Origin of the sequence: Rubrobacter tropicus (assembly GCF_011492945.1) — a bacterium.
Taxonomy (GTDB): domain Bacteria; phylum Actinomycetota; class Rubrobacteria; order Rubrobacterales; family Rubrobacteraceae; genus Rubrobacter_D; species Rubrobacter_D tropicus.
Genome location: NZ_CP045119.1, coordinates 870,566 through 893,005, shown reverse-complemented (window position 1 = coordinate 893,005; position 22,440 = coordinate 870,566). Strand labels below are relative to the sequence as shown.

Here is a 22,440-nt window from a genome sequence, read left to right as displayed (position 1 = left end):
CCGGGGCACGCGAGAGGAGACGAAGATCATGGCACGGATCATAGAGGTAACCGGCGGCGTCTTTCGGTCGGACCGCGCTCGCGGACGGGCGGCCTGACCTTGCAGCCCATCATCTCCGTCTCCCACCTATCAAAGACCTACGCCTCCGGCTTCCGGGCGCTCAAGGACATAGATTTGGAGATCCGGCCGGGCGAGATCTTCGCCCTGCTCGGCCCGAACGGGGCCGGTAAGACCACCCTCATCGGCGTCATCTGCGGTATCGTCAACCCGACCAAGGGCGAGATCCTGGCCGGCGGGTACGACATCATCACCGAGTACCGCGCCGCCCGGTCCATGATAGGGCTCGTCCCGCAGGAACTCACCACCGACTCTTTCGAGACCGTCTGGGCCACCGTCAACTTCAGCAGGGGCCTCTTCGGGAAGAAACCCAACCCCGGTTACCTGGAGAAGGTCCTCAGGGACCTCTCGCTCTGGGACAAGAAAGACAGCAAGATCATGACGCTCTCGGGCGGCATGAAGCGCCGGGTCATGATCGCCAAGGCCCTCTCCCACGAACCGCGCATCCTGTTTCTGGACGAGCCCACGGCGGGCGTCGACGTCGAGCTGCGGCGGGACATGTGGGAGATGGTGCGGGGGCTGCGCGAGGGCGGCGTCACCATCATCCTGACCACCCACTACATCGACGAGGCGGAAGAGATGGCGGACCGCATCGGGGTGATCAACAACGGCGAGATCGTCCTGATAGAGGAGAAGGCCGAACTGATGCGCAAGCTCGGCAAGAAGCAGTTGACGCTCCAGTTGCGCGACCGGATCGAAGGCGTTCCGGGCGAACTCGCGGATTACCACCTGGAACTGGCGGCGGAAGGCACGGAGCTCGTCTACACGTACGACGCGCAAAACGGGCGCGCCGACATCGCCGCCCTGCTCGCCGACCTGAACGGAACGGGCATCCGGTTCAAGGACCTCCAGACCAAACAGAGCTCGCTGGAGGAGATCTTCGTCAACCTGGTGAGAGAGGAACGATGAACTTCCACGCGATACGCGCGATCTACAAGTTCGAGATGGCGAGGACCTTTCGGACGGTCCTCCAGAGCATCGTCTCGCCGGTCATCTCGACTTCCCTCTACTTCGTCGTGTTCGGGGCGGCGATAGGCTCGCGCATCACGGACGTCGACGGGGTCGGGTACGGCGCGTTTATCGTGCCCGGGCTCATCATGCTCTCCCTGTTGACGCAGAGCATCTCCAACGCCTCTTTCGGCATCTTCTTCCCGAAGTTCACCGGCACCATCTACGAGATACTCTCGGCCCCCGTCTCCTACCTGGAGATCGTCATAGGCTACGTCGGGGCCGCGGCGACCAAGTCTCTGGTGCTCGGCCTGCTCATCCTCGCCACCTCGACCCTGTTCGTGCCGCTTCAGATCATGCACCCGTTCTGGATGCTCCTGTTCCTCGTGCTCACCGCCATCACCTTCTGCCTCTTCGGGTTCGTGCTCGGGATCTGGGCCGACGGGTTCGAGAAGCTGCAGCTGGTGCCGTTCCTGATAGTGACGCCCCTGATCTTCCTCGGCGGCAGCTTCTACTCCATAGACATGCTCCCCCCCTTCTGGCAGACGGTCTCCCTCTTCAACCCGGTCGTCTACCTTATCAGCGCCTTCCGCTGGAGCTTCTACGGGGTCGCGGACGTGAGCGTGGCGTTGAGCGCCTCGATGACGGTCCTCTTCCTCGTCCTTTGCCTGACGGCGATCTGGTGGATCTTCAAAACGGGCTACCGACTGAAAACTTAGGCGTCAGATTTCAGGTTTTAGGGGTGCGGGTACGCGGCCGGGTCCCGACTTCGTATCCCTGAGAGCCTCCGAAGGAGGCGGCCTGACGCCTGTAGCCTGAAGCCCCCTCGAAGCGCTCCAGCATCTACAATGCTCCAGAATCGTCTCGAACGGGGAGTGTCGTGGTGGCCGGAAGGTTCTTCAAGTTTGTCGCGTAGGACGCTGCTCAAGACGGTCCTCTACCTTGCCTCGGCCGGGCTGGCGTTGTACCTGTTGCTGCCGCAGCTACCCGGCATCAGGCGTTCGCTGGCCCTCGTCGCGGGCTCGTCGGGACCGCTGCTCGTGGCGGCCTTCGGGGCGATCCTTGCGAGCTTTCTCTGCTACGGGGAACTTCTGGGACGCTCGGCGGGGGCTGCGGCGGGCTTCGGGGCCTCTATCGGGCGGCGCAGGCGCCGGGGGCTGGGACGCTTCTTCACCCTGCGCCTGACGGTCGTCATCCACGGCGCCTACAGGGTGCTGCCGGGCGGCGGCGGGGCGTCGGCCGCCGTCACCTACGGCGTCCTGCGCAACCGCGGTCTCCAGCCCGCGAAGGTCGGCCTCGCGGTCGCCACGATGGGCGCCCTCATCTACCTCGCGTTGGGCGTCTGGCTCCTGCTCTCTTTGCTCTACCTCGTCCTGGATCGGGAGCTGAACCGCCTCGCCACTGCCGGCGCGCTGCTCTTGTTCGCCCTGACCCTGGCGGCCTTCGTGGCGGCCTTCGTCGCCCAGCGCCGGCCAAAGGCCGTCCGCAGGGTCCTGTCAGGCATACTGTACGGGATCGTGCGCCCCTTCCTGCACCGGCGCTGGTCCCGCCGCAAGACGGAGGCCTGGTCCCACAGGGTCGTGTCGTGGCTCAGGGACGAGGTTAGGGTGCTGCGGGACCAGCTCCTCGGCAACCCCAGGCGGGCGCTGCAGCTCGGCGGCCTGGCGCTTGGCTACTGGGCCTTCGACGCCCTGTGCCTGATCGTCGTCTTCCTCGCCCTCGGGGTGGGCTTCTCGCCCGTCGAGATCCTCGTCGCCTACGGCCTGGCGACCGCCTTCGGCAACCTGCCCATCACGCCGGGCGGGCTGGGCACCTTCGAGGCCGCCATGCTGGGCACCCTGGCCCTCCTCGGCTACGGACCCGAGGCCGCCATACCCGTCCTCGGCTACAGGCTCTTCAACTTCTGGCTCCCCATCCCCCTCGCCGTCCTCCTCTACCCGACCCTCAGCTTCGGGGCCTCAAGAAGCCGGAGAGAGAGCCGGAAAGGGTAGGCCTCCCCGGCGGGGCGGCCCCGGGAACCCGGTCCTTGCTATCATCCGCGGCACGGTGGGGCGAGAACCGGGAGGTACAGGGGCGTGACAACAGCAGAGACCGGGCGTTACGGTTCCTGGAGGTCGCCGATCTCATCGGACCTGATCGTCCGGGGCATGGTCGGCCTTAAAGACGCGGCCCTCGAAGGCGAAGACGTCTACTGGCTCGAAGGCCGCCCCGGAGAAGGCGGCCGAACCGTAATAGTCCACCGCTCCCCCGAAGGCCAAACCAGGGACGTCAACCCCCAACCCTTCAACGCCCGCACCCGCGTCCACGAGTACGGCGGGGGAGATTTCGTCGTCCACAACGGCACGGTCTACTTCTCGAACTTCGCCGACCAGCGGCTTTACTCCGCGCACCCGGGCGGCGTACCGGAACCACTAACGGCCGAGATAGACCACCGTTACGCGGACATGACGGTGGACGCCGCCAGGAACCGCCTGATCGCCGTCCGCGAGGACCACACGGACCCGGGCGAGCCCGTAAACGAGCTAGTCGGCATAAGCCTGGAAGACGGGGCCGAGACCGTGCTCGCCACCGGCCAGGACTTCTGCTCCTCTCCCCGCCTGAGCCCCGACGGCCGAAGCCTCGCGTGGCTCACGTGGAACCACCCGAACATGCCCTGGGACGGCACGGAGCTCTGGGTGGCGGGTCTTGACGAGAGCGGGAGGCCCGCGGCGCCCGAGAGGGTGGCCGGGGGCCCGGACGAGTCCGTCTTCCAGCCCGAGTGGTCCCCGGACGGCACGCTCCACTTCGTCTCCGACCGGACCGGCTGGTGGAACCTGTACCGCTCGGAGAGAGGCTTCGTCGAGCCGCTCTGCCCGATGGAGGCCGAGTTCGGGCTCCCGCAGTGGCAGTTCGGGATGTCCACCTACGGGTTCCTCTCGCCGACCCGAATCGCCTGCGCCCCGATCGAACGCGGCGTCTTCCGCCTCGGCCTCCTGAACACGCAGACCGGAGAACTGGCGCAGATAGAGACGCCGTACTCCGTCATCGGCCACCTCCGGACGAACGGCGGCTCGGGCGAGATCCTGTTCGTGGCCGGCTCCCCAACCGAGCCCCCCGCCATCGTGCGCCTGGACGCGAGAACGGGCGACAGCGAGGTCTTGCACCGGGCGGGCGACCTCGGTATAGACTCCGGCTACCTCTCGGCCCCCGAGACCGTGGAGTTTCCGACGGAGAACGGCCTGACGGCCCACGGCTTCTTCTACCCGCCGAAGAACAGGGATTTCGCGGCGCCGGAGGGCGAACTTCCGCCGCTGCTCGTGTTGAGCCACGGCGGCCCGACCGGGATGACCCTGCCGAGCCTGGATTTGGAGATACAGCACAGGACCAGCCGGGGCTTCGCCGTGCTCGACGTCAACTACGGCGGCTCGACGGGCTACGGGCGCGAGTACAGGAGGCGCCTGGACGGGATGTGGGGCGTGGTCGACGTCGACGACTGCGCAGGCGGGGCGAAGTATCTCGCAGAGAAGGGCCTGGTGGATGGAGACCGGTTACTGATAGCGGGCGGCAGCGCGGGCGGTTACACGACGCTGTGCGCCCTGGCTTTCAGGGACGCTTTCGCGGCGGGGGCGAGCCACTACGGCGTCAGCGACGCGGCGGCGCTGGCCGAGGAGACCCACAAGTTCGAGTCGCGGTACCTGGACGGCCTGATCGGGCCCTACCCCGAACGCGCCGACCTCTACCGCGAACGCTCCCCCATCCACCACACGGACGGCCTCTCCTGCCCCGTCATCTTCTTCCAGGGCCTCGAAGACGAGGTGGTCCCCCCGAACCAGGCCATCACGATGTTCGAAGCCCTCAAAGCGAAGGGCCTCCCCGTCGCCTACCTCCCCTTCGAAGGCGAGCAGCACGGCTTCCGCCGGGCGGAGAACATAAAACGCGCCCTGGACGCCGAGCTCTACTTCTACTCCCGCGTCTTCGGCTTCGACCTCGCCGACGACGTGGAACCCGTACGCATAGAGAACCTGGACACGAAATGAACGAAGGACCGCAGATACGCCGCGGCGGGCCAGGCGAAACGCCACCTCTACCCACCAAAAGGAGACCCCCGTGAACAAGGACGATTGGCGAGGCCGGTGGCGCGAGGCGAACAAGGCCAGCTGGGACGAGCGCGTCCCGATCCACGTCGGCGGAGACTTCTACGGCGTCGAGGGCTTCAAAGCCGGGGAAGAACACCTCCGCCCCTTCGAACTGGAAGAGATGGGCGACGTCTCCGGAAAGGACCTCCTCCATCTCCAGTGCCACTTCGGCAAGGACACCCTAAGCTGGGCCCGCCGCGGCGCCCGCGTCACCGGCCTCGACTTCTCTGCGCCCGCCATCGAGGCCGCCCGCAACCTCGCCTCGGAGCTCGGCGTGGACGCCGAGTTCGTCCGCTCGGACGTCTACGAGGCGAGGGAAGCACTTGGGGGGCGCACCTTCGACGTCGTCTACACCGGCCTCGGCGCCCTCAACTGGCTGCCGGACATCGAACGGTGGGCCGGGGTGGCGGCCGGCCTCGTCCGGCCCGGCGGCTTCCTGTACCTCCCGGAGTTCCACCCCTTCACCAACGTCTTCGGCGACGACGACCTCACCGTCGAGCACGACTACTTCCACAAAGAAGAGCCCGACGTCTGGGACGAGCCCGGCACCTACGCCGACCTGGGCGCCGAGACCGCCAACAACATCACCTACGAATGGAAGCACACCCTCTCCGACGTGGTCACGGCCCTAATACAATCCGGCCTTACCCTGGAGTTCCTGCACGAGCACGACTACACGCTCTTCCCCCGGTGGCCGATCCTCGAGAAGACGGGCTTCGACACCTTCAAACTGCCCGAGAACTCGCCCCGCATCCCACTCATGTACTCTCTGCTAGCGCGGAAACCGCGCTAGCAGCACGCTGGCTTCGCCAGCTTGTCAGCCCGGCGCTTCGCGCCTCGTCAGCACGCGTCGGCCCGCTCCGCGGGCCTCGCTCTCATCACGCCTCCTTCGGAAGCTTTCAGCCAAGTCGTCCGGACTCGCCGCGTATCTCGACACCCGAACCGCCGCGCATGGCGCAGCCCGGTAGCGCCCCGCGTGGCAAAAAGCTGACGGGCTGAGAGCGAGGACCGAAGGTCCGATGCGTGCTGAAAGAGACTGCAGGGAGCGTGCTGACTAGCTGCCAGCGGAGCTGGCCTGCTCCACCGGCGCCTTTACGGTCCTCACGAGTTCCGCCCGGACCACCAGGCGTTCCGAGTAGTTCGGCAGGGTGCAGGTCTGGAGGCTTACTATGTTCTTGCCTTCGATCGGCTTCTTGACGGAGACCTCGTTCGGCCCGACGACGCGGCGGTCGAAGACCTTGTAGACGTACTTCGTGTCCTCGGAGTCGGTCAGCAGGACCCTGGCCCCCGTCTTGAGCCTGTTGAGGTCCCAGAAGACGAAGAAGCTGTCCGTGCGAGGGTAGCCGAGGCGGTGGCCGGCGATGTAGACGTTCGCCTCCTCCTGCCACGGGAAGCCCGTGTCCTTTACGTGGAACGTCCCGTTGTGGAGGGCGGTCTCTTCCTTTACGGGGTCTCCGTAGACGGGCACCTCCTCCACCCTCTTCATGCTCGGGACGGTGAGCGTCATGGCCTCGCTCTTGGGCGCCGTGGAGACCGCCTCGCCGGCCCCCTGCACGTCGACGAACACCATCCCCACAGAGAACAACACGAGCACCACCCCCGCCGTCACGAGCAGGATCCGGTCGTAGCGCGGTCCGCGCGACGAACCGCGGGGCCTGCGACGGTCGCGGGCGCGCGCCGCCTCGCGGCCAGGCGCCCGCGAAGACGCGCGCCTGCCCCGGGAGAGGGTCGATGTCTTGTCCTGGCGGGTCCAGGATCCGTAAGGTCTACTCTTCACGAACGGGTATGATACCAATTAGCCGTCAGCACGCTCCGGCTGTCGCCTACCTTTCTTGGCTGACAGGCTGAGAGCGAGGGGCTGCGAAGCAGACCCTAAGCGTGCTGAAAGCGGAGGCGAAGCCTAAGCGTGCTGAGAGCCCGCGCTGCGGGCGAGCTGAAGGTAGCCTTCGGCTACCTTCTACGGCGTGGGTCGAGGGCGTCGCGCAGGCCGTCGCCTATGAAGTTTACGGCGAGGACGGAGAGGGCTATGGCGATGCCGGGGAATATGATCGCGTGCTGTCCCTCGGTGAAGACCCCGAAGCCGCTTCGGAACGCGTCGGTGAGCATCGCGCCCCACTCCGGCTGGGGCGGCTGGGCCCCGAGGCCCAGAAAAGAGAGGGCGGCGACGTCCAGGATCGCCGTTGCGAGGGCGAGGGTGGACTGCACGATCAGGGGCGCCAGGCTATTCGGCAGGATCGCGGACGAGACTATCTGCACGTTCGAGGCCCCTATCGCCCGCTCGGCCTCGACGAAGTCCCGCTCCCGGATGCTTATTACGGAAGACCGCACGACGCGGGCTATCTGGGGCAACAAGACCACCCCAACGGCGAGCAGGGCGTTCGTGAGCCCCTGTCCGAGAATGCTCACTATCACGATGGCGAGCAGGATGCTCGGGAAGGCGAGGATGATGTCCATGAGCCTCATCAGGACGGAGTCGATAAGCCCCCCGGCGTACCCCGAGACCACCCCGACGAGCGTCCCGAAGACGGTGGCGAAAGCGACGGCGGCGAGGCCGGCGGTGAGCGAGACCCTCGCCCCAAAGATTATGCGCGAGAGGATGTCCCGCCCGAGCTCGTCCTGGCCGAGGGGGTGGGACGCGCTCGGCCCGGCGAACCGCTCGCTGAGGCTCTGGTCCCTTACCGGGTCGTAGGGCGCCAGCAGCGGCGCGAAGACCGCCATAATGATGAAGAGGGCAATGATGACGAGCCCGAGGACGGCCAGCTTGTTGTCGAGGAAAGCCTGGCGGAAGTCGCCCCAGCGGGTGCGCGTCCGCACCCCGGCCGCGACCGGCGTCTCCCTTACCTGGGCCTCGGCCACCCTTACAGCCTCACGCGCGGGTCGAGAACGGCGTAGAGAACGTCCACCAGGAGGTTGATCAGCACGAAGAAGACCGCGCCGTAGAGGACCACGCCCTGGATGCCAGCATAGTCCCGGCCGTCGATCGACTGGATGGCGAACTGCCCGATCCCGTTCCACGTAAAGATGGTCTCCGTCAGGATGGCCCCGCCCATCAACAGGCCGAACTGGAGGCCTATAACGGTCACCGTCGGCAGCATCGCGTTCCGGAGAGCGTGCCTGAAGACTACCCGCCACGGCACCACGCCCTTCGCCCTGGCGGTCCTTACGTAGTCCTCGTTCATCACCTCGAGCATGCTGCTGCGGGTCATGCGCGTCACGACGGCCATCGGGATCGTGCCGAGGGCGACGGCGGGCAATATCAGGTGCTTCAGCACGTCCCAGAACGCGGGAAAGTTCAGGGTTATGAGGGTGTCGACCGTGTAGACGCCCGTGTAGCTCGTAAACGACACGTCGTTGCCGACCCGGCCCGGGAACGGCAGCAGCTCGAGGTTCACCGTGAAGATCACGACGAAGACCATGGCGAGCCAGAAGATCGGCATCGAGACCCCGGTCAGCGCTATGACCGAGGTTATCCTGTCGAGCAGGGAGTACTGCCTGACCGCGGCTATAACCCCTATCGGCACTCCGATAACGACGGCGAACAGGAGCGCCGCGAGCGCCAGCTCCAGCGTCGCGGGGAACTTGTCGAGCAGCGCCGCCGTGACAGGCTTGCCCTCTACGAGCGAGTCGCCGAGGTCCCCCGTCGCCGCGTCCCGCAGAAAGAGCAGGTACTGAACGATGATCGGCTCGTCCAGACCGAGCCGCGCCCTGACCTCGCGCACCGCCTCCGGCGTGGCCGTCTGGCCGAGCAGGATCTGGGCCGGGTCGCCCGGTATCGCCCGCACCATGAAGAACACGACGAGCGAGACCCCGAGCAGGACCGGTATGAGCTGCAGGATCCTGCGCCCTATGAAAGTAGCCAGGTCTCCTCCCCCGTCGGCCTTCTCCTACGTCCTACGCGCCGCCGCCCGTGAGCTCGACGGTGTTGAAGGCCTCGCTGCCGGTCGGGTTGGGCGTGACGCCCTTGACGCTCTTCTGGTAACCCAGAGGGGGCTCGGCGTACTCGATGGGAACCCACGGTACGTCCTCGTAGACTATGACCTGAGCCTCTTCGTAGAGCCTCCGGCGCTCGTTCTCGTCGATGGTGGTGGCCCCCTGGTCGAGTACCTCGTCGAGCTCGGGGTTCTTGTAGTACGCCACGTTCAGGGCGTCCTCCGGCGTGGCGCTCTTCGAGGAGAGCAGCACGTTCAGGAAGTTGTCCGGGTCGCCGTTGTCCCCGGTCCACCCGAGGATGCAGGCGTCGTGGGCCCCGCGGCTCGTCTCTTCGAGGTAGGTGCCCCACTCGCGGGTGACGAGCTTCGCGTTGATGCCGACCTCCTCGAGGTCCCGCTGCATGGCCTGGGCCACGCCCCGACCGTCGGGCATGTAGGGCCTCGGGATCGGCATGAACCACAGCTCCATGTCGAACCCGTCGGCCATGCCGGCCTCCTCTAGAAGCCTCCTCGCCTCGTCCGGGTCGTAGGCGTAGGGCTCGGTCGCCTCGCGCCAGAACGGCACGGTCGGAGGATAGGCGTTGGTCGCGACCTGGGCCGTGTCGCCGAAGAAGGCCTGGACGATCTCCTCCATGTTTATGGCCGCCGCCATAGCCCGACGGACGTTGAGGTCGTCGAAGGGCGCCTTCTGCGTGTTTAGCGCCAGGTAGCCGATGTTCAGGGGCGGCCTGGTAAGGACCTTCAGGTCCTCGTTCTCCTCGACGGTGGGCACGTCGTCAGGGGTCAGGCCGTCGGCGCCCGAGAGCTGGCCGCCCGAGAGCGACGCCACCCGGGACGAGTTGTCCTCGATGGACCGGAACACGATCCTGTCCACGTTCGGACCCCCGCCGCCCTGCTCGGCCGGCAGGTCGGAGGCCCACCAGTCCTTGTTGGCCTTCAGGCTCACCTCCGAGCCCTTGTCCCAGGCGTCGAACTCGAAAGGCCCGGTCCCGACCGGCTTCTCCCAGAACGCCTCGACGTCCTTTTCGATGGCCGTCGGCGAGGCGATGGCGAAAGCGCTCATGGCAAGGTTCCGCAGGAACGGCCCGAGCGGCTCCCTGAGTCCGAAACGCACCGTGTACTCGTCCACCGCCTCGACGCTCTCGATTATCGAGTCGCCGTCGAAGCCGCCGAACTGCGAGACGTAGTAGGAGAAGTTCGACGTCTGGTTGCCGCCGCCCTTGTGGTACTCGTTGTCCGCGAGGCGCCAACGGTCGAAGTTGAAGACAACCGCCTCCGCGTTGAACTCCGACCCGTCGTGAAACTTGACGCCCTCGCGCAGGTCGATGGTGTAGCGGCGCCCGCCCTGCTCGGGCTTGGGTATCTCGGCCGCCAGTGACGCCACCGGGTTGGTGGTTCCAGGCTCGAACTCCAGGATGCCGTCGAAGATCTGGCGCGTGACGGCGAACGACTCGCCGTCCGTGGCGTTGACGGGGTCGAGCGTAACTGAATCCGCCCCGCGGCCGTAGGTGAAGGTGCCGCCCCCACCGCCACCCCCGCCCCCGCCGCCCCCGACCTGCTCCCCGCCGCAGCCGGCCACGCCGAGCAACGTGGCGCCGGCGAGACCGGCGCCGCCCAGCTTCAAGAAATCGCGGCGGTTCATAGGCCCGATACCTCTGACTCTTGGCAAGATCTTCCCCTTCCCGAAAAGCTCTCTTAACCTGAATCTACGCGGCATCCAAGATCCCGGATGCCCTCTCGGAGTAACTTAGCACCCATTCAATACCGGCGCTACCCGGCCATAAGGCAGATAAACCGCTTCTCTAGCGAGCTTCGGCCCGCAAGACGAACGTCGTGATCTCGGGCCGGCGACCGAACCTGAGCCGAGGCCTTATCACCCCGAGCCCCCCATTCGTGTACTGCACAATCCCCCCTACTTCATACCTGCCGGCCGGGTACTTCTCCCCCAGCGGCGGCAACATTTCAGCCCGTCAGCACGCCGCTTCGCGGCTCTCAGCTCGTCAGCCGGTTTTCTGAACCCGTGACGCCCAACTTTACATGGATCGTCTCGGACAGCGCTGCCAGATTTGGCCGCGAGCGGAAGAAAGCTGACAAGCTGAAAGCGAGGGCCGCAGGCCCAAAGCGCGCTGACCGGCTGACAGGCTAAAACAATGTCTCTCCGCGCCGCAGGTGGTTCGCAGCGTCGTGGGCCTGGCGGGTCGTCTCGGGCAGGCGGTACTTTGGGGAGCAGGCCAGGACGAGCTCGACGGCGCTTTGCAGGTCCGTGTGGTTCCCGATGGAGACGTAGACCGGTGAGACGTTGCTGCGCGTTCTTAGCACCTTTCCGATGATCTCGCCCTTGTGGACGAGGTCGGTGGCGTTGCCTTTCTCCCGGCCCGGCTCGTCGTGCGTGCCGACGAGGCGGGTCTTGGCGCAGCCGATGGATGGTACGTCGAGGAAGAGCCCGAGGTGCGAGGCGAGGCCCATGCGGCGCGGGTGGGCGAGGCCCTGGGCGTCGAAGATGACGGCATCCACCGGCGTCTCGACCTTCTCGAGCGCGCCCGCCACCGCCGGTATCTCCCTGAAGGCGAGCAAACCCGGCACGTATGGAAACGTGAGCTCCGTCTCGAAACCCCGCACCTCGACCGGCGCGAGGCCGGGAAAATCCAAGACTACGACCGTCGCGTAGGCCCTGTCGCCCTCCGTGGAGACGTCGGCGCCGGCGACGTGGTTTATGCTCGTGGGGTCCAGGGGCGGCCCGGTGACCACCTTTGGCGCCAGCTCTTTCTGGAGGCGGCTTGCCCCGGAGGGCGACAGGTCGAGGTCGTGCAGTTTCCGTACCTTCATGCCACCAGATTACCCCGCGATGCCGCCCGGAAACGCCGGTGCCGCAGAAAAAAGACCAAAAAAGAAAACCGTCCCGACCGATGGGATCTGGAGGGGGGAATGGTCCCATCGGCCAGGGCTCGGTTTAATCTGAATCTTACCCTTAACCCGTTACGATGCCCTTGCCGCCGAGTTACGAAAGTGTTACGCGCCGGAAACACTTTGGTTACAACGGGGTTTCCGGCCGCCGGGGACGGGCAACACCCTCAACCTCAACCTGCAGTTTAGCACTTTCGATAGGCGGTTTTCGGGCTCGGTCAGGCTACGGTGACCTCCATCGTGTGGTAGCCCTGGGCGCCGTCGGTGCCGCCTCCGCCGTGGGGCGGGCGGTCTTCGGCGGTCTGGAGGACGCCCTCGCCGTCCGTGGCGCGGACCTTGAGGGTGTAGGAGCCCGGCTTCGCGTCCCAGTCGTAGACGTACTGGCGCCAGGTGTCGGGGTGGAGCTGGGATGCCAGGCGGGCCTCGTTCCAGGTGTTGCCGTTATCCGTGGAGACCTCGACCTTATCGATGCCGCGGTGGGGGGCCCAGGCGACGCCGCCTACGGGGACCCGGCCCGCCTGGAGGTTATCGCCGCCCTTTACCGTGTCGATGCGGGACTGGGTCTTGACCGGGCCCTCCTTGGTCCAGGTGCGTTGGATCCAGTACGCGTCGAAGTCCCAGCTCGTCAGCTCGATCTCGGAGAGCCACTTCGTCGCCGAGACGTATCCGTAGAGCCCCGGAACCACGAGCCTCACCGGATACCCGTGCTTGACGGGCAACTCGCTGCCGTTTAGACCGAAGGCGACGAGCGCCTCCCGGCCGTCGAGGGCAATATCCGTCTCGAAACCGGCCGTCCAGCCGTCCACGCTGCGCCCGACGAGCTGCCGGCTGGCGCTCGAGATGTTCTCCCGGCTGACGCCGGCCTCCTTCAACACGTCCGAGAGCAGGACCCCGGTCCAACGCCCGTTGGAGACGAGCCCGCCGCCGACCGTGTTCGAGACGCAAGAGAGCGTCACGTCGGACTCCAGGGTGGACATCTCCTGCAGGTCCTTGTAGGAGAACTCGACGGGGTTCTGCACGGCCCCCTTTACGGAGAGCTTCCAGTCGTCCGCGTTCACCCTCGGGGAGGTTAGTGCCGCGTCTATCAGGTAGAAGTTGGCGGCCGGGGTGATGAGCTTGGGCATCCCGGGCAAGTCTATGGAGGCGTCGGCTGGCGGTTTCGGCAGGGTCTCGTGCGTTACGGCCTCCTTCCCGCCCCCGTCACTCTCGCCCTCGTTCCCGGAGGGCTTGCCCGCGGGTTCGTTGGACAGGTCGAGCCTCTTCGGGGCGGACGCGGTCTGGGAGCCGCCGGAGAGCAAGCGTCCGAGGCCGAGGGCGGCGAGGCCCGCGACCACCGCGCCGCCGCCGAGCGCCAGAAAGCCCCCGCGGCCGACGGACATGCTCCCGGCGCCGGTTTCACGCCACCGGACGGCGGGTGACTCCGGGCTGCCGGGTGTCCCGGCGGGTGCGGCTTCGAGCGCAGCCTTCTTCACCTCCCTGAGCCCCGCGGCCCGGAGCATCAGCTCGGCCACGATGGTGCCGGCGAGGAGGCCTACGACGACGTTCGCCACGGTGGCGACCGGGTTGATGAACGGTTCCACGAACGAGACGGCGATGCCGAGCGCCGTCAGGAGGGCCACGCCGAGCAGGGCCAGGGCCGGTCGCCGCACGGCCAGGATGCCGAGGAGGGCCGAGACCGCGAGCGTCCCTATGACGACGGACCCGATCAGGACTGGTACGTCAGCCGTGCCAAGAAGCTCGATGCCCTGCGTCACGATCCCGCCCGGCGTCCACTCGACCACTACCTGCGCTATGGACCCGAGCACCGAAGGCACCAGATCGTAGAGGCCGTGAACCAGCTCCGTGACGCCCAGCGCCACTACCAAACCGACGATCCCCGCTATTCCCGCTCTAATCCTCATGCTACCGCTCTCCAATACGCTTCCTGCACGACCGTGCTCTCCAAAAAGAGTCTACTCCCGAACCGTTGACTCGGGCTTACAAGTCCTTACAAATAGATTACGATCCGGCCGCTCGGACCGGATCACCGCCCGCTCCTTGACACACCCGCTCTTTGGCGCTACAAAGCCCCTTACAGGCGACGACGGGAACGAGTAAGGCCGCCACCCCCGTCAGAGCGAGCCGGGGACGGTGTGAGCCCGGCGCGGGAAGCGGCCCGAAGATCCTCCCCGAGCCGCCGGCCCAAAGCGGAAGATCAAGAACGCGTGGTCTAGACGTTAGTAAGGCCGGCCGGGTCCGCCCGTTAGAGCGGGGGCGTTCCGCGAGAGCGCGACGCCGCAAAGAGGTCAGGGGGTCAGCTCCTGGCAAGCGGGGTGGTACCGCGAGGGTTCTCACGAGGCCCCCGTCCCTGCGGTTGGAGTCGGAGACTCCGTCCGCCTGGGGCGGGGGTTTTAGCTTGAGAGGTAGTGGGCCATGACGTTCGAGAGAGTAGACCCGCGGGTACGGTTTCCAGATCTGGAAGAGAAGGTCCTGGGTCTCTGGCGGGATCGGGAGACCTTTCGCCGGTCCGTGGATGAGCGGCCGGAGGACAGGCCGTTCGTGTTCTATGAAGGGCCGCCGACGGCAAACGGGAAACCCGGCTTCCACCACGCTCTGGCTAGGTCTTTCAAGGACTTGATCCCGCGCTACAAGACCATGCAGGGCTTTCGGGTCGAGCGCAAGGGCGGCTGGGACACCCACGGCCTGCCCGTCGAGATCGGGGTCGAGAAGGAGCTCGGCCTCTCGGGCAAGGACGACATAGAGCGACACGGCGTCGAGGACTTCAACCGCCTCTGCCGCGAGTCGGTCTTCCGCCACGTCGACGACTGGAAGGCGATGAGCGAGCGCCTCGGCTTCTGGGTGGACATGGACGACCCGTACCGCACCCTGGACAACTCGTACATAGAGAGCGTCTGGTGGGCCCTCAAGACCCTCCACGGCAAGGACCTCCTCTACGAAGGCTACAAGGTAAGCGCCCACTGCCCCCGCGACCAGACCTCCCTCTCCTCCGCCGAAGTAGCCCTCGGCTACCAGCAGTACCCGGAGGACGTCATAGACCCCAGCGTCTACGTCAGGCTGCCGCTGGAAGACGACGGGAACACGAGCCTCCTGATCTGGACCACGACCCCATGGACCCTGGTCTCGAACGCCGCCGTCGCCGCGAACCCGAAGGTGGACTACGCGACCGTCGAGGCGAATGGTGAGAGGCTGATCGTGGCCTCCGAACTCCTCGAAAAGGTCTTCGGCGGTGACGGCTACGAGGTGGTCGAGACGCGCAAAGGCTCGGACCTCGAGGGCCTGAAGTACAGGCGCCCGTTCGACTACATAGGCGTCGAGCCGTCGGAGAACCTGTGGACGGTCGTGCTCGGCGACTACGTGACGACCACGGAAGGGACGGGGCTCGTTCACACGGCGCCGGCCTACGGCGAAGACGACGCCCGCCTCGGGCAGAGGTACGGGCTGCCGACGATCCACCCGGTAAAGCCCGACGGCACCTTCGACGAGAGGGTCGGGCGGTTCGCCGGCGTGTTCGTCAAGGAGGCCGACCCGGGGCTCGTGGACGAGTTGCGCGAGGGTGGCGCCCTGTTCCGGGCCGAGGAGTTGGAGCACGCCTACCCGCACTGCTGGCGGTGCGGGACGCCGCTGTTGTACTACGCAAAAAGGGCCTGGTACGCGAGGACGACGGCCGTGCTCGACGACCTCTTGTCGGAGAACGAGGGGATCAACTGGGTCCCCGAGCACGTGAAATGGGGGCGCTTCGGGGACTGGCTCAGGAACAACATAGACTGGGCCTTGAGCCGCGAGCGCTACTGGGGCACGCCGTTGCCGATCTGGCGCACGGAATCGGGCGCAACGGTCGTCGTCGGCAGCGTCGAGGAGCTGAAGGAGATAGCCCTCGACCCCGCGCGGGTCCCCGACGACCTCCACCGCCCGTACATAGACGACGTGCGCGTCAGGCACCCCGAGACGGGCGAAGAGGCCCGCCGCGTGCCCGAGGTGCTCGACGTCTGGTTCGACTCCGGCTCGATGCCGTTCGCCCAGTACGCCTACCCCCACTCGGGCGCGGAGGGCGCCGAGCACTTCGGGCGCCAGTTCCCGGCCGACTTTATCTGCGAGGCCGTGGACCAGACGCGGGGCTGGTTCTATTCGTTGCTCGCCGTCTCGACCATGCTCTTCGGGGAGTCCTCGTACAGGACCTGCCTGGTGCTCGGGCACATCCTGGACTCCCAGGGCAAGAAGATGAGCAAGTCCCTTGGCAACGTCATAGACCCGTGGGAGGTCTTCGAAAAGCAGGGTGCCGACGCGTTGCGGTGGGCGCTGTATACGGCGACCAACCCGGGCAACACGCGGCGGTTCAGCGAGGACCAGGTCGACGAGGCGGTCCGCAAGTACCTGCTGACCCTCTGGAACACGTATTCGTTCTTCGTGACCTACGCCCGCATAGACGGCTTCGACCCGCAGGAGGACTTCGTCGAGCCCCGGGACCGGACCCTCATGGACCGCTGGGCGCTCTCCGAACTCCAACTCACGGTAAAGACCGTGACGGAGCGCCTGGACGCCTACGACGTAACGGCCGCGGGAAGGGCCATCGGGGAGTTCGTGGACGAGCTCTCCAACTGGTACGTGCGCCGCAGCCGCAGGCGCTTCTGGAAAGGCGAGGACGACAGGGACAAGAAGGCGGCCCACTCGACCCTCTACGAGTGCCTGACGACGGTCACGAAGCTGACTGCCCCCTTCACCCCGTTCGTCGCCGAGGAGCTCTACCAGAACCTGGCAAGCGCCGACCCGGACGCCCCCGACAGCGTCCACCTCGCGGCCTGGCCCGCCTTCGACGAGACTCTGGTGGACGAAGGACTCTCCGGCCGGATGGCCGGGGCGAGGCGGGTCGTCGGGCTCGGGCGGGCGGCCCGCAACGCGGCCGCCGTCAAGAACCGCCAGCCCCTGAGGGAGGTAGTGGTCGTGGACGAGTCCCCGGAGAACGAGGACCTGGCGGAGGGCGTCGAGAGCCTGAAGGACATAGTCCTAGAGGAGTTGAACGTAAAGGACCTTCGTTTCGGGGCGGCCGAGGACGTAACGTCCTACGACCTCAAGCCGAACCTCGGGGTGGTAGGGCCGAAGTACGGGAGGCTCGTACCGGGCATCAGGCGGGCGCTGGCGGAGGTCCCACCGGCCGTCGGCGCCAGGGCCGCGGCCGGGGAGGCCGTCGCGGTGGATGTGGACGGAGAGACCGTCACGCTCGCCGCGGAGGAGTTGCTCGTCGAGCCGACCGAAAGAGACGGTTACGCGCTCGCCCGCGAGGGCGGCCTCTCGGTCGCGCTGGACGTCAGGCTCGATAAAGAGTTGGAGGACGAGGGGCTCGTGAGGGAGCTGGTCCACAAGGTGCAGAACCTGAGGCGGGACGGCGGGTTCGAGATAGAGGAGGGCATCTCGGTCGGGTTGCGGGGCAACGAGCGGGTGGCGGACCTGCTCGGCGGGCGCTGGGGGGAGTACTTCAAGACCGAGGTGCTCGCCCGGGAGCTCGACCTCGACGCCGGGGACGCAGAAGGTTACGAGGAGGTGAGCGTCGACGGGGAGGCGTTGATGGTCAGGCTGGAGCCCGCGGGGTAGAGGTCAGGGCAAACGGGTATGATGTAGTCTTCGTAGAGGTCAGGATCAGGCGCAGGAGGTATCGCGTGTTTGGCAGGAAGAGCCGGGCAGAGAAGCTAAAAGAGCAGGCCCAGGGCAACTCGTTCATCCCGGCGGCCGCGTTGTCGGCGGCCTACGCCGGGGCGAGGCCGGTGGCCGAGAGGTTGCTCTACGACGACGACCTCAGGGACAACATCCGCGTCTTCATAGAGTCGGCGCGGACTATCCTCGACGAGCTCTCGGGCGAGGACCCGACGGAGATCGTCGGCAGGCTCTGGGACGACGACAAGCTGCGCAAGCAGGTCGAGGCCGCCGCGGGCGCCGCCCAGGAAGGGACCAAGCGGGTGCGCGGACAAAGGGTCAAGCAGGGCGGCGGCGGGCGCGGCTTCCTCTTTCTCCTACTCGTCGCGGGCGTGGCCTTCCTGTTCCTGAACCCGAAGACGGGCCCCTCGGCCCGCAACTTCGCCAAGCAGGCCTACGGGTCCATCACGGGGGACTAAAGAGAGCGGTAACCGTCAGGCGTTCAGGCCGTGCATCTTGAGCCCGAGCGCCGGGTACCTCCTGCCAAGCTCCCGGTCGAAGGCCTCGGCGCCCTCGGCGCCCTCGGACGCGACAAAAGAGGCGCGCAACGCGGCGAGGCCTTCCTCGACCTCTCTCCACGCCCGCTCGGCGCGGTTGCCGGCGCTCTCGCTGGGCGTCCCGGCCTCCTCGAGCCGGAGAGCTTTCCCAAGGAGCCTCTCCGCCCGCTCCAGAAGCGTGGCGCGTTCGTCGGCGTGACGGCGCACGACGGAAGCCGCCCGCGTGCCCAGCGCCGGGTCGGACGCCGGGATCTCCGCGTGGCGGGGCTTCCCGAAGAAGCGGCCGAGCGCGCGCTTGACCAGACCCGGAAAAGACCCTGGCCTTGATATACCGAAAGGCGGTAGACTTCCCTCGCTCATGCCCTACATGATAAACCGTCAGGCGCTGTTCGTTGTGATCTTGCTCTCCGCTTTCCTTTTCGCCGGCTGCTCCGGCCTCTTCGGCGAGAGCCCCGGCGAGCAGGCCGACCAGGCCATCGTCGAAGCGAACGCGGCGATCTCCGAGCACAACAGGTCCTTCGGCGAGGCCCGCGACACCTACGCGGACGTGAAGAGCGAGATCGAAGCCGGCAACGACCCCTCAGCCCAGCAAGACCGCATAACGGAAGCCAGGGACGCCATGGAAGAGGCCCGCTCAAGGCTTCAAGAGGCGAACGCCTCCCTAAGCGAAGTGAACGACCTCGACGTCGACCCGGCCGTAAAGCGCTACGCGAGCACCCTCTCGGACGCCATGGAGGCCCAGATCTCCGCCGAAGACCGCGAGATAGAGTTCTACACCCTGCTCCAGGAAGACCCGGCCCTCGAAAACAACCGCCAGGAAGCCCTCGACCTCCTAGAACAGGTGGGCAACGATTACGAGAGGGCCGAGCAGGCATACGAAGAAGCCAGAACCCTCGCCGACGAGAACCCGGATCTCATAGAAGCGACCAGCTAGCGCGCTCGGGCTTCGCGCCTTTCAGCACGCTCCGGCTTCGCCTAAGCTTTCAGCACGCCTCCTTCGGTGGCTTTCAGCAGGTACCTCTTGGGGCGAACCGGCGCCCGCCCGCAATGGCTAGTTCCAGCCGCGCCGTTTCGAGGGGTTACGTCCGACGCTGCGGACCACGCCCCCCACTAAAGAAGCCGAAAGCCGCCGTCAGGCGGCGTGCTGAGAGCGACCGGAGGCGAAGCCGGAGCGTGCTGAAAGGCGCTGCAGGCGCCGGGCTGAAAGCGGAGGCGAAGCCGGAGCGTGCTACACGGGCTGGCAGGTCGGGCACGCATACGTCCCTCTACCCGCGACGCGGCTCTTGCCGACGGTGGTGCCGCACCGCGGACAAGGCTCGCCGGCCCGTGTAAAGACCTGGAGTTGGTGCTGGTATTTGCCCGTCTCGCCGAAGGCGTCGTGGTAGGAGTCGAAGGTGGTGCCGCGGAGGTCTATGGCGCGGCGGAGGATGTCGCGGGTGGCGGCGTGGACTTTTTGGGTCTCTTCGGCAGTCAGGGTGTTTGCCCTCCGGGTCGGGTGGACGCCGGCGGCGAAGAGAACCTCGTCCACGTAGATGTTGCCCAGGCCGGCGATCACGGACTGGTCGAGGAGGAGACCTTTTATGTTCGCTTTTCTCTCGAAGGCCTTCGTCAGGTATTCGACGGTGAAGTCTTCTGAGAACGGGTCGGGGCCGAGGCGCGAGATCAGGGGGTGGTTCTCTTCTTCGCCCGGCTCGTAGAGGTCGAAGTAGCCGAGCCAGAGGCGGGTGAAGGCGAGGACCGGGCCTCCCTCGAATTCGAGGACGGCCGTGTTCATCCTATCGGGTTCCCGCCACTCGGGGAGGCGGAGGACGCGGCCCGAGATGACGAGGTGGATTATGCCGACGACGTCGCCGAAGTCGAGGACTATGATCTTGCCCCGCCTGCCGGTCCCGAACAGCTGGCGCCCGACGAGCCTGCGCGGGAACTCCTCCATCTCCACGTTGGTCACGTCGGGCCGGAAGACCGCGGCCCGCAGCACCTCGCGCCCGGCGGCGAGCGCGGCGACGTCCTGGGAGATCACGGTGGTCTCGGGTAGCTCGGGCATTCAGGCGCTCCTCAAGAGTCTTTCGACGAAGCGGGCAACCCCGTCCTCGTCCACGTTCGGGACCACCTCGTCGGCGGCCTCGCGCACCCCGTCTGTCATCGGGCCGACGGCGACGCCGCAGCCGGCGAAGCGGAGCATGTCCACGTCGTTGTCCGCGTCCCCGAAGGCGAGCACGCGCTCCCGGTCTATCCCCCACCGCTCGCAGAGGAACCCGAGCGCCCTCGACTTCGTTCCTTCGATACCCCCGACCTCGACGTAGTGCGGCAGGCTGCGGGTCACGAAGAGCCTGCCCCGGAACGCGTCCTGGGCCTCTTTCAGCCAACCCTCGACGTCGTCGGGATGGTCCACGATCACGAGCTTCGTCGGCTCTTCTCCGCCGTTGGCGAGCCATTCGGACGGGGAATCGACCACGACGCCGCCGGGCTCCTCGAAACGCCGCATGAACCGCACGGCGGCCGGGCTGTCCCGGGAGGTAATGACGCGTCCGTCCACGAGGACGCGGGCGTGCAGTCCGCGCTCCGCGGCCCATTCCAGGGCCTCAAGGCCCAGAGGCTTGGGTAGCGTCCGGTGCAGGAGCGTCTCCCCGCCCATCCGCCTGACCATGGAGCCGCCGTAGCAGACGACGGGATCTTCCCCGCCGAAACCAAGCCTCCTCGCGTGCTCGACAGCGGACTCGTAGCGCCGGCCCGTCGCGATGACCAGGCGCACCCCCCGTTCCCGCAGGCCGTTCAGGGCCGCAACGGCGCGGTCCGTTATCTCGAGGTCCCTGCGCAGTAACGTGCCGTCCAGGTCGAAGGCCGCGAGGTCGAAGCGCAGCCCGTCGTTCCTTTCCGCGACCAAAGATCTCCCCTCGAAAACCGTGACCCCGGGGCGTTTCCCCGGCCACCAAGAGCGTCCCGATGATACCGCGTCCGACCCGTGGTGTAATGCGGGAGGTCCGGTCCGAAAAAGGGAGGGTCTTGTGAAGCTGGCGGGTCGTATGGGGCGCCTCGGGACGGAGACGGCGTTCTCCGTCCTGGCTAAGGCGAAGGCGCTCGAGGCGCAGGGTCGCGACATAATCCACCTCGAGATCGGGGAGCCGGACTTCGACACGGCCGGGCACATCGTCGAGGCCGGCTGCCGGGCGCTCCGCTCGGGCGAGACCCACTACACCCCGACCGCCGGCATCCCCGAGCTGCGCGAGGCGATCGCCGCCGACGTCGCGAGGAGCAGGGGCATAAGCGTGGATCCGGCCCAGGTCGTCGTCACGCCAGGCGGAAAGCCGATCATGTTCTTCGCGATCCTGGCGCTCGTCGAGAGGGGCGACGAGGTCCTGATGCCCAACCCCGCCTTCCCCATCTACGAGAGCATGGTGGACTTCGTCGGCGGTACCCCCGTCTTCGTCCCCCTGCGCCAGGAGAACGGGTTCAGGTTCGACCTCGACGAGTTCGGGGCGGGCTTGAGCGGGAAGACGAGGCTCGTGATCCTCAACTCCCCCGCCAACCCGACCGGCGGCGTCTTCACCGCCGAAGATATCGCGGGCATCGCGGAGATACTGCGAGAATACCCGGAAGTCACCGTTTTGAGCGATGAGATCTACGCCCGCCTCCTCTACTCCGGCTCCTTCGCCAGCATCGCCTCGGAACCCGGCTTCGGCCCCGACCAACGGACCATCGTCCTCGACGGCTTCTCCAAGACCTACGCGATGACCGGCTGGCGCCTCGGCTACGGCGTGATGCCGGAACCCCTCGCAGAACAGGTGACGAAGCTCCAGGTCAACTCCAACTCCTGCACGGCCGCCGCCACCCAGCACGCGGGCCTCGCCGCCCTCCACGGCCCCCAGGACGGCGTAGACAGGATGCTAGAAGAATTCCGCGGGCGCAGAGACCTGATCGTGGCCGGCCTCAACGACCTGCCGGGCGTCGAGTGCATCTCCCCCCAGGGCGCCTTCTACGCGTTCCCGAAGATCTCTGCCACGGGCCACCCCGCCGCGGACCTCGCCGACCTGCTCCTGAACGAGGCCGGGGTCGCCTGCCTCTCGGGCACCGCCTTCGGCCGCCACGGCGAGGGCCACCTCCGCCTCTCCTATGCCAACTCCCGCGAGAACATCTCCCGCGCCCTCGACCGCATGAACGAGGTCCTGGCCCGGACGGCCCGGTAGCCCCCGGTACCCGCTTCCCATCCCCCACAGCCCGGTCTCGACGTAGACTACAAACTAATGT

At 66.8% G+C, this 22,440-nt stretch carries 18 protein-coding genes; 9 read left to right on the top strand and 9 right to left on the bottom strand.

Annotated features, from left to right (window positions below; genetic code table 11):
- Positions 1-99: 99 nt before the first annotated feature.
- From GBA63_RS04200 to GBA63_RS04180, 5 genes are all read left to right on the top strand, one after another.
- Entirely contained in the window at positions 100-1,026 is a 927-nt protein-coding gene (locus tag GBA63_RS04200; RefSeq protein ID WP_166173743.1) for an ABC transporter ATP-binding protein, read from the top strand.
- On the top strand, positions 1,023-1,784 hold the full coding sequence (locus GBA63_RS04195; RefSeq protein WP_166173741.1) for an ABC transporter permease: 762 nt from the start codon (positions 1,023-1,025) through the stop codon (positions 1,782-1,784). The genes GBA63_RS04200 and GBA63_RS04195 overlap by 4 nt, the downstream gene beginning before the upstream one ends.
- Before the next feature lie 186 nt (positions 1,785-1,970).
- The gene (locus GBA63_RS04190; RefSeq protein WP_166173739.1) at positions 1,971-3,056 is read left to right on the top strand and encodes a lysylphosphatidylglycerol synthase transmembrane domain-containing protein; all 1,086 of its coding nucleotides are present in this window, start codon (positions 1,971-1,973) and stop codon (positions 3,054-3,056) included.
- An 84-nt stretch (positions 3,057-3,140) separates the two neighbouring features.
- Positions 3,141-5,081 (top strand): S9 family peptidase, encoded by a 1,941-nt coding sequence (locus tag GBA63_RS04185; protein WP_207957072.1) that lies wholly within the window; start codon positions 3,141-3,143, stop codon positions 5,079-5,081.
- Between the two features lie 70 nt (positions 5,082-5,151).
- Positions 5,152-5,973, top strand: a complete 822-nt coding sequence (locus GBA63_RS04180; RefSeq protein ID WP_166173737.1) for a class I SAM-dependent methyltransferase — start codon at positions 5,152-5,154, stop codon at positions 5,971-5,973.
- 261 nt (positions 5,974-6,234) lie between these two features.
- Here GBA63_RS04180 and GBA63_RS04175 read toward each other — a convergent pair whose 3' ends face one another.
- From GBA63_RS04175 to GBA63_RS04150, 6 genes are all read right to left on the bottom strand, one after another.
- Positions 6,235-6,957 carry a class E sortase gene (locus GBA63_RS04175; protein ID WP_228282301.1) on the bottom strand — a complete coding sequence of 241 codons (723 nt, stop codon included), beginning with the start codon at positions 6,955-6,957 and terminating at the stop codon, positions 6,235-6,237.
- A 173-nt stretch (positions 6,958-7,130) separates the two neighbouring features.
- Positions 7,131-8,036 (bottom strand): ABC transporter permease, encoded by a 906-nt coding sequence (locus GBA63_RS04170; protein WP_166173735.1) that lies wholly within the window; start codon positions 8,034-8,036, stop codon positions 7,131-7,133.
- A 2-nt stretch (positions 8,037-8,038) separates the two neighbouring features.
- Positions 8,039-9,028 carry an ABC transporter permease gene (locus GBA63_RS04165; protein ID WP_228282453.1) on the bottom strand — a complete coding sequence of 330 codons (990 nt, stop codon included), beginning with the start codon at positions 9,026-9,028 and terminating at the stop codon, positions 8,039-8,041.
- Between the two features lie 43 nt (positions 9,029-9,071).
- Positions 9,072-10,751: an ABC transporter substrate-binding protein gene (locus tag GBA63_RS04160; protein WP_228282300.1), complete on the bottom strand. Its 1,680-nt coding sequence runs from the start codon at positions 10,749-10,751 to the stop codon at positions 9,072-9,074.
- A 500-nt stretch (positions 10,752-11,251) separates the two neighbouring features.
- Positions 11,252-11,935, bottom strand: a complete 684-nt coding sequence (gene nfi, locus GBA63_RS04155) for a deoxyribonuclease V (protein WP_166173731.1) — start codon at positions 11,933-11,935, stop codon at positions 11,252-11,254.
- A 296-nt stretch (positions 11,936-12,231) separates the two neighbouring features.
- On the bottom strand, positions 12,232-13,914 hold the full coding sequence (locus GBA63_RS04150) for a molybdopterin-dependent oxidoreductase (RefSeq protein WP_166173729.1): 1,683 nt from the start codon (positions 13,912-13,914) through the stop codon (positions 12,232-12,234).
- A gap of 511 nt (positions 13,915-14,425) precedes the next feature.
- On the opposite strand from GBA63_RS04150, the gene ileS reads away from it, so the two are divergent.
- Both ileS and GBA63_RS04140 read left to right on the top strand, forming a co-directional pair.
- A complete protein-coding gene (gene ileS, locus GBA63_RS04145; RefSeq protein WP_166173726.1) occupies positions 14,426-17,599 on the top strand; it encodes an isoleucine--tRNA ligase in 3,174 nt (1,057 codons plus the stop codon).
- A gap of 65 nt (positions 17,600-17,664) precedes the next feature.
- On the top strand, positions 17,665-18,117 hold the full coding sequence (locus tag GBA63_RS04140; RefSeq protein ID WP_166173724.1) for a hypothetical protein: 453 nt from the start codon (positions 17,665-17,667) through the stop codon (positions 18,115-18,117).
- Positions 18,118-18,132: 15 nt separating this feature from the next.
- Here GBA63_RS04140 and GBA63_RS04135 read toward each other — a convergent pair whose 3' ends face one another.
- Positions 18,133-18,555, bottom strand: coding sequence for a hypothetical protein (locus GBA63_RS04135; protein WP_166173722.1), 423 nt, complete (start codon positions 18,553-18,555; stop codon positions 18,133-18,135).
- On the opposite strand from GBA63_RS04135, the gene GBA63_RS04130 reads away from it, so the two are divergent.
- Positions 18,554-19,129 carry a hypothetical protein gene (locus GBA63_RS04130; RefSeq protein WP_166173720.1) on the top strand — a complete coding sequence of 192 codons (576 nt, stop codon included), beginning with the start codon at positions 18,554-18,556 and terminating at the stop codon, positions 19,127-19,129. The genes GBA63_RS04135 and GBA63_RS04130 overlap by 2 nt on opposite strands.
- Before the next feature lie 294 nt (positions 19,130-19,423).
- Here GBA63_RS04130 and mutM read toward each other — a convergent pair whose 3' ends face one another.
- Positions 19,424-20,239 carry a bifunctional DNA-formamidopyrimidine glycosylase/DNA-(apurinic or apyrimidinic site) lyase gene (gene mutM, locus GBA63_RS04125; RefSeq protein ID WP_166173718.1) on the bottom strand — a complete coding sequence of 272 codons (816 nt, stop codon included), beginning with the start codon at positions 20,237-20,239 and terminating at the stop codon, positions 19,424-19,426.
- Positions 20,240-21,079: a Cof-type HAD-IIB family hydrolase gene (locus tag GBA63_RS04120; protein WP_166173716.1), complete on the bottom strand. Its 840-nt coding sequence runs from the start codon at positions 21,077-21,079 to the stop codon at positions 20,240-20,242. It abuts the gene before it with no gap.
- Between the two features lie 121 nt (positions 21,080-21,200).
- Here GBA63_RS04120 and GBA63_RS04115 point away from each other — a divergent pair, with 121 nt between their 5' ends.
- A complete protein-coding gene (locus tag GBA63_RS04115) occupies positions 21,201-22,379 on the top strand; it encodes a pyridoxal phosphate-dependent aminotransferase (protein WP_207957070.1) in 1,179 nt (392 codons plus the stop codon).
- Positions 22,380-22,440: the final 61 nt, after the last annotated feature.

Bases quoted from the DNA above. Each gene is read 5' to 3' on its own strand.
- ileS (WP_166173726.1), top strand. From the start codon at position 14,426: ATGACGTTCGAGAGAGTAGACCCGCGGGTACGGTTTCCAGATCTGGAA.
- GBA63_RS04195 (WP_166173741.1), top strand. From the start codon at position 1,023: ATGAACTTCCACGCGATACGCGCGATCTACAAGTTCGAGATGGCGAGG.
- GBA63_RS04160 (WP_228282300.1), bottom strand. From the start codon at position 10,751: ATGAACCGCCGCGATTTCTTGAAGCTGGGCGGCGCCGGTCTCGCCGGC.
- GBA63_RS04150 (WP_166173729.1), bottom strand. From the start codon at position 13,914: ATGAGGATTAGAGCGGGAATAGCGGGGATCGTCGGTTTGGTAGTGGCG.
- GBA63_RS04135 (WP_166173722.1), bottom strand. From the start codon at position 18,555: ATGAGCGAGGGAAGTCTACCGCCTTTCGGTATATCAAGGCCAGGGTCT.
- mutM (WP_166173718.1), bottom strand. From the start codon at position 20,239: ATGCCCGAGCTACCCGAGACCACCGTGATCTCCCAGGACGTCGCCGCG.
- GBA63_RS04130 (WP_166173720.1), top strand. From the start codon at position 18,554: ATGCCCTACATGATAAACCGTCAGGCGCTGTTCGTTGTGATCTTGCTC.
- nfi (WP_166173731.1), bottom strand. From the start codon at position 11,935: ATGAAGGTACGGAAACTGCACGACCTCGACCTGTCGCCCTCCGGGGCA.